This window comes from Pseudogemmobacter sonorensis, from assembly GCF_042762395.1.
Classification (GTDB): domain Bacteria; phylum Pseudomonadota; class Alphaproteobacteria; order Rhodobacterales; family Rhodobacteraceae; genus Pseudogemmobacter; species Pseudogemmobacter sonorensis.
The window spans coordinates 1-6381 of the sequence record NZ_JBEFZE010000062.1; the positions used below are offsets into that span (position 1 = coordinate 1).

A 6381-nucleotide genomic window follows, 5' to 3' on the forward strand; every position below is an offset into this window, starting at 1 on the left:
TCGCCTCTTCAACCGCGATCTCGTCGAACGGGTTCATCGACATCTTCACATTCGCAAGGTCAACGCCAGACCCGTCAGATTTCACCCGGACCTTAACGTTGTAGTCAATCACCCGCTTGACAGGCACCAATACCTTCATCGGCCGTCTCTCCGTGTTCCGGGGCGCCTGCGCCCGCCCGCAGGCAGGATCGGCGCCCGTTCAAGCTCCCGATTGCCTGTTACCGCAGCGTGACGCGACAAGACAGAGGAAATGCGACCGGAATCGGTCCCGGGACGCCGCGTTCCCGTTCAGCTTTCGCGGGTCAGGCCGGGCACCCAGAGGATATCGGCGCGCCCGTCGTCATTGGCGATGCGGCCCGCGACGAAGAACCAGTCCGAGAGCCGGTTGAGGTATTTCACCGCCTCGGGGTTCACATCCTCGGCCGTGGCGAGTTCGACCGCCAGACGCTCGGCGCGGCGGCAGATGGTGCGGCACAGGTGCAGTTGCGCGGCAAGCGCCGAGCCGCCGGGCAGGATGAAGCTGCGCAGCGGCGTGAGGCGGGCGTTCATCGCGTCGATCTCGCGCTCCAGCCGGTCGATCTGGGGGGCGATCATGCGCAGCGGCGTGTAGGACAGCGTCGCGTCGAGATGGCGGTCCGGCGTCGCCAGATCCGCGCCGAGGTCGAAGAGGTCGTTCGAGATCCGGGCCAGCCCCTCGGCCATCTGGTCGGTGGCATGCAGCCGGGCCAGGCCCACGGCGGCGTTGGTCTCGTCCACCGTGCCATAGGCCGAGACCCGCAGCGCGTGTTTGGCGACCCTTTCGCCGTTCGACAGCGCGGTTTCGCCCTTGTCGCCGGTGCGGGTGTAGATTTTCGACAGAACGACCATGGTCTCTCCCCCTATGCGATCAGCGCCAGGCGCCCAGCCAGGCCAGGCCCACGATCAGCACCACGGCGGCGAATTGCGCCATGATGCGCCAGCGCATGATCTTGTTCGCATTCCTGCGGTTGAATTCGCCGCCCTTCGCGAAGGTGCCGATGCCGAACAGCAGGATCGCCAGCACCACCAGCGCGGCGGCGGCGGCGAGATAGAACATCGGATCGTTCGGCATGGGCTTGCTCCTGTTGGCGGGCAGGGCCAAGCCTTAGCGCCTTGCGGCGCCAAAGCGAAGCGGTTTGCGGGGGCTGCCTCAGCTTCCCGCCGTCACCCGGTCGAGCAGCCGCGTGGACAGCAGTCGCCGCGCCAGCCCGGCGATCTTCGTCGGCGTGGTGACGTGATAGCGCGGGCGCGGGCGGCGGCTTTCCAGCGCATGGACCAGCTTCTCGGTCACTGCCGAGGGCGGCAGTTCGAATCGGTCGGGCTTCTCCCTGGTGCCGTAGAGCCGGTGCAGGAGCCCGCGATATTCCTCGGCCCGGGCCGAGTTTTCCCAATCCACCCATTTCTCGAAATGCGGCACGGCATTGGCGCGGAAGCGCGAGGTGATCGGGCCGGGCTCGATCAGCACCACCTCGATCCCGGTGCCGCGCATCTCCTGGCGCAGCACGTCGCTGAGGCCCTCCAGCGCGAATTTGGTCGAGACATAGGCGCCGCGCCATTTCGCGCCGACAAAGCCCAGCACCGACGAGCAGTTGACGATCCGGCCCGCGCCATTGGCCCGCATCATCGGGATCACGCGCCGGGTCAGGTCGTGCCAGCCGAACAGATTGGTCTCGAAGATCTCGCGCAGGGCGCCGCGCGGCAGGTCCTCGACCGCGCCGGGGCAGGCGAAGGCGCCGTTGTTGAAGAGCGCGCCAAGGCGGCCGCCGGTGCGCTCGGTCACGGTGGCGACGGCGGCTTCGATGCTGTCCTCGTCGGCGTAGTCGAGCCGGAAGCTCTCCAGCCCGCCCTCGCGCAGGCGGGCGCAATCGGCCTCTTGCCGACAGGTGGCGAAGACGCGCCAGCCGCGCGCGGCCAGCCGATGCGCCGCATCAAGCCCGATGCCCGAAGAGCATCCGGTCACGAGAATCGATCTTTCCAGCTTCTGCCCGTCTGTCATGTCCTGCCCGCTGTTCCGTCGCGTTTGGCTGACGGCTTAGGGGCAAAGGGGCGGGGGCGTCAAATGAAGATCGGGCGTGGCGTCAGGGCAGGGGGGCGAGGAACCTTGATGCGACATAGCCCCGGGTGCCGTCGCCCTCGATCACGATCTCGACCCATTCGGCGTCGAGGGGGCCAAGAACGGTCACCGCCTCGCCCGAGACCAGCCGGTCCACCACCGCCGTCTGTGCCGAGGGGCCCTGGCGGACATTCACCGCCGTCGCGCGAACGTAGCGGATCGCGCCCGGGACCGCATCCGGCGCGGTTCCCCCGGTCACGGCGGCGGGCACCACCTCGACCCCCATTCCGGGCAGCGCCGAAAGGGTGAAGATCTTCGAGGGGTTTTTCGCCGGAGCCGTCTCCGCAGCCGCCGTCTCCACCACAGCCGTTTCGACGGGCGGGGAGGTTTTGACGGCCGCGAGCGGAGCTGCACTTTCGGGTTTGCGGTGCGTCGTCGTCTCGACGGGGATCGGATGCGGCGGCTCCACCAGCACGATGTCGCGGCCCTCGCCTATCGCGCGGGCAAGGCCGGGGCGCATCTGGCCCTTGTCTTCGCCCGCGATCAGCAGGGTGACGAAAATCGAGCAGAACAAGAGCACAGCAAGGCGAAACATGACAGGGACCGATCACTTCAGGCAGCAGGCAGGGGGGGATTCGGCAGAAGATCCCGACCCCTTGGCGCATGGATAACATGAATGTGCGACAAATTGAGAGGGTCTTGCGCAATTCGCCCGCGGCTGTTGCGCCGATGCCCCGGGGCATCCCGGACGGCGGCCTGCCCGGGTCCGGCCGGGTCGAAACGTCTGGACCACGGGCGGCGCGCGCAATAGACCACATCCCATGTCCGACGCAGATGACCCCAGCAATGACGAGCCCCCGACCGAGGGGCTGACCGTGGCCGAACCGCTTTCCCGCGCGATCGGGGAGCGCTACCTGACCTATGCGCTCTCCACGATCATGCACCGTGCGCTGCCCGATGCGCGCGATGGGCTGAAGCCGGTCCACCGCCGTATCCTGTTCGCGATGCGCGAATTGCGGCTCAGCTCGACCGGGGGCTTCCGCAAATCCGCCAAGATCGCGGGCGATGTGATGGGGAACTACCACCCCCATGGCGACGCCGCGATCTACGACGCGATGGCGCGGCTCGCGCAGGATTTCAACGTCCGTTACCCGCTGGTCGACGGCCAGGGCAATTTCGGCAATATCGACGGCGACAGCCCCGCCGCCTCGCGCTACACCGAGGCGCGGCTGACCGCGCTGGCCGAGGTGCTGATGGAGGGTCTGGCCGAGAACGCGGTCGACTTCCGCCCCAATTACGACGGCACGCTGGAAGAGCCGGTGGTGATGCCCGCCGCCTTCCCCAATCTTCTGGCCAATGGCTCGTCCGGGATCGCCGTCGGCATGGCGACGAACATCCCGCCGCACAATCTGGACGAGCTGATCACCGGCTGCCAGGCGATGCTGAAGGATCCGGCGATCTCGACCGCCGATCTGGTCGCCCATGTCCCTGGCCCCGATTTCCCGACCGGCGGCATCCTGGTCGAGCCGCGCGAGACCATCCTTGAGACCTATGCCACCGGGCGCGGCGCCTTCCGGCTGCGCGCGCGGTGGGAGCGCGAAGAGCTTGGCCGCGGCAACTGGCAGATCGTGGTCACCGAGATCCCCTATCAGGTGCAGAAATCCAAGCTGATCGAAAAGCTGGCCGAGGTGATCGAGACCAAGAAGGTCCCGCTTCTGGCCGATGTGCGCGACGAATCGGCCGAGGATGTCCGCATCGTGCTGGAGCCGCGTGCGCGCACCGTCGATCCCGACATGCTGATGGGCATGCTGTTCCGAAACAGCGATCTCGAAATCCGCTTCTCGCTGAACATGAACGTGCTGATCGACGGGCGGGTGCCGAAGGTCTGCGGGCTGAAGGAGGTGCTGGAGGCCTTCCTCAAGCACCGCCGCGAGGTGCTGCGCCGCCGCTCGGAACACCGGATCCAGAAGATCGACCACCGGCTGGAGGTGCTCGAAGGCTTCATCATCGCCTATCTCAACCTCGATCGGGTGATCGACATCATCCGCTACGACAGCGACCCCAAGCTCGCGCTGATGCGCGAGAGCTGGGGGCGCAGCTTCCCCAAGGCGATGTCGGAAAAGGATTACGTCACGCCCGCGCCGGGCGAGGGCGAATTGACCGAGGTGCAGGCCGAGGCCATCCTCAACATGCGCCTGCGCAGCCTGCGCCGCCTGGAAGAGATCGAATTGCGCAAGGAGCGCGACGATCTGATGGCCGAGCGCGCCGGGCTCGCCGATCTGCTGGGCAGCGAAAAGCTGCAATGGCGCCGCATCGGCGAGGAGCTGGAAGAGATCCGCCGCAAATTCGGCAAGGACACCGCGATCGGCGCCCGCCGCACCGCCTTCGCCGATGCGGGCGAGGTCGAGGAGGTGCCCTTCGAGGCCATGATCGAGCGCGAGCCGATCACCGTCATCTGCTCGCGCATGGGCTGGATCCGCGCGATGAAGGGCCATGTCGACCTGACGGTGGAACAGAAGTTCAAGGACGGTGACGGACCGCGATTCGCCTTCCATGCCGAGACCACCGACAAGATCCTGATCCTGGCCGAGAACGGGCGGTTCTACACCCTTTTGGGTGCGAATCTGCCCGGCGGGCGCGGCATGGGCGAACCTCTGCGCCTGATGGTCGACCTGCCCAACGACACCGGCATGACCGACATGATCCTGTTCCGGGCCGGGGTGAAATACCTGATCGCCTCGACCGCGGGCGACGGCTTCGTCGTCCCCGCCGAAGAGCTCGTGGCCCAGACCAAGACCGGCAAGCAGGTGCTGACGGTGCGCGACGGCGTCAAGGCCGCGCTCTGCCGTCCCGTGACCGGCGATCACGTTGCCGTGGTGGGCGAGAATCGCAAGCTTCTGGTCTTCGCGCTGTCCGAACTGCCGGAAATGGCGCGCGGCAAGGGGGTGCGGCTTCAGAAATACAAGGACGGCGGGCTGTCGGATGCGATCACCTTCGCGTTCGGGCAGGGGCTGTCCTGGAAGGATCCGGCCGGGCGCACCCGTTCGGAGACCGACCTGAGCGAATGGTTGGGCGCGCGCGCGGGCGCGGGCAAGATGGCGCCGCGCGGCTTCCCGCGCGACAACCGCTTTGCCTGAGGTCCGGCCCGTCTGATCCTCCCCGCTTCGCCTCCGGCTTCGCGGCCCCCGGACGGGCCTCGGGGCGCGGACCCGCGAGAGGGCCCGGGGCGCGCGAGAGGCGCCTGCGGCCGGGCCGGGCTGCTGCACCCGGACGGGGCTGCTGGACGGGGGGCCTCTACGGGCCTCTGCGCCCGGGCCTGGGATCCGGCTTGCGGGCGGGGCGTTGCGGCCAGGGGGCGGCTCGGCTATCGGTGGGGCCAGTTGCCGCCCCGTTCCCAGCCGGAGACCGCCTTCCATGATCCCTCGCGCCCTTGCGGCCCTTGCCCTTGCCCTCGGCCTTGCCGCCTGCGCCCGCAACGATCTGGACGAGCCGCCGATGCCGCTCGGGGATTTCGTTCTCGGCCATAATATCGCTGTGGCCGAGAATGTGCAGATGGTGCCGATCAGCCGTCCGGCCACGCCCGAGGAATGGGAGGGCGCGATCCAGAAGGCGGTGGACGCGCGCTTCGGCTATCACCGCTATCCCGGCACCCGGATCTTCAACATCGGCATTTCGGTCGATGCCTATGCGCTGGCGCCGCCCGGCATTCCGGTGGTGGCGGCGCCGAAATCGGTTCTCGTGGTGACGGCGAACATCTGGGACGACGGCGCGGGGGCGAGGCTGAACGACGAGGGCCATCAGATCACCGTCTTCGAGGGCCTTTCGGGCGAGACGGTGATCGGCACCGGCCTGACCCGCTCGAAGGCCCAGCAGATGGAGGCGCTTTCCTTCAATGCGGTCAGGAAGGTCGAGGAATGGCTGCTTGAGAACCCCGAATGGTTCGGCATGACCAAGGCCGAGTTGCAGGCCGCGCTCGACGCGCGGGCAAAGGCGATGGCGGTGCCGGAGGTCGTCGTCGAAGTCGGGGCGGAGGTCGCGGCCGAGGGCGGGTCCGAAGCCGGGGTTCCGACCGATGTCCCGGCGGGCGAAGACGCCAACTGAGACTTGATTTTCCGGCGCGCGGGCTATATCTCGCCGCGCGAGTGAAGCGAGGGCCCCGTTCCCGGGCCCCCAGAGAAGGGCGGCCACGATGGCAAAGGCAAAGTTTGAGCGCAACAAACCGCACGTCAATATCGGGACGATCGGTCACGTTGACCACGGCAAGACGACGCTGACGGCGGCGATCACGAAGTATTTCGGCGAATTCAAGG

7 protein-coding genes and 1 pseudogene are annotated in these 6381 nt (G+C 67.6%); 3 read left to right on the forward strand and 5 right to left on the reverse strand.

The window, feature by feature from the left end:
- The 5 genes and pseudogenes from ABNX41_RS21340 to ABNX41_RS21360 form a co-directional block, all read right to left on the reverse strand.
- A pseudogene (locus tag ABNX41_RS21340) lies at positions 1-139 on the reverse strand (electron transfer flavoprotein subunit beta/FixA family protein); the annotation flags it as partial.
- Positions 140-288: 149 nt separating this feature from the next.
- Positions 289-867 (reverse strand): cob(I)yrinic acid a,c-diamide adenosyltransferase, encoded by a 579-nt coding sequence (locus ABNX41_RS21345; RefSeq protein ID WP_438671702.1) that lies wholly within the window; start codon positions 865-867, stop codon positions 289-291.
- 19 nt (positions 868-886) lie between these two features.
- Positions 887-1090 (reverse strand): twin transmembrane helix small protein, encoded by a 204-nt coding sequence (locus ABNX41_RS21350; protein WP_438671703.1) that lies wholly within the window; start codon positions 1088-1090, stop codon positions 887-889.
- A 78-nt stretch (positions 1091-1168) separates the two neighbouring features.
- The gene (locus ABNX41_RS21355) at positions 1169-2014 is read right to left on the reverse strand and encodes an SDR family oxidoreductase (protein WP_438671704.1); all 846 of its coding nucleotides are present in this window, start codon (positions 2012-2014) and stop codon (positions 1169-1171) included.
- 82 nt (positions 2015-2096) lie between these two features.
- Positions 2097-2666, reverse strand: coding sequence for an SH3 domain-containing protein (locus ABNX41_RS21360; RefSeq protein ID WP_438671705.1), 570 nt, complete (start codon positions 2664-2666; stop codon positions 2097-2099).
- A gap of 226 nt (positions 2667-2892) precedes the next feature.
- Here ABNX41_RS21360 and ABNX41_RS21365 point away from each other — a divergent pair, with 226 nt between their 5' ends.
- From ABNX41_RS21365 to ABNX41_RS21375, 3 genes are all read left to right on the forward strand, one after another.
- Entirely contained in the window at positions 2893-5208 is a 2316-nt protein-coding gene (locus ABNX41_RS21365; protein ID WP_438671706.1) for a DNA topoisomerase IV subunit A, read from the forward strand.
- Positions 5209-5485: 277 nt separating this feature from the next.
- Positions 5486-6172: a hypothetical protein gene (locus ABNX41_RS21370; RefSeq protein WP_438671707.1), complete on the forward strand. Its 687-nt coding sequence runs from the start codon at positions 5486-5488 to the stop codon at positions 6170-6172.
- Between the two features lie 88 nt (positions 6173-6260).
- Positions 6261-6381: GTP-binding protein (locus ABNX41_RS21375; RefSeq protein WP_438669824.1), on the forward strand; the 121-nt coding region annotated here is incomplete at its 3' end.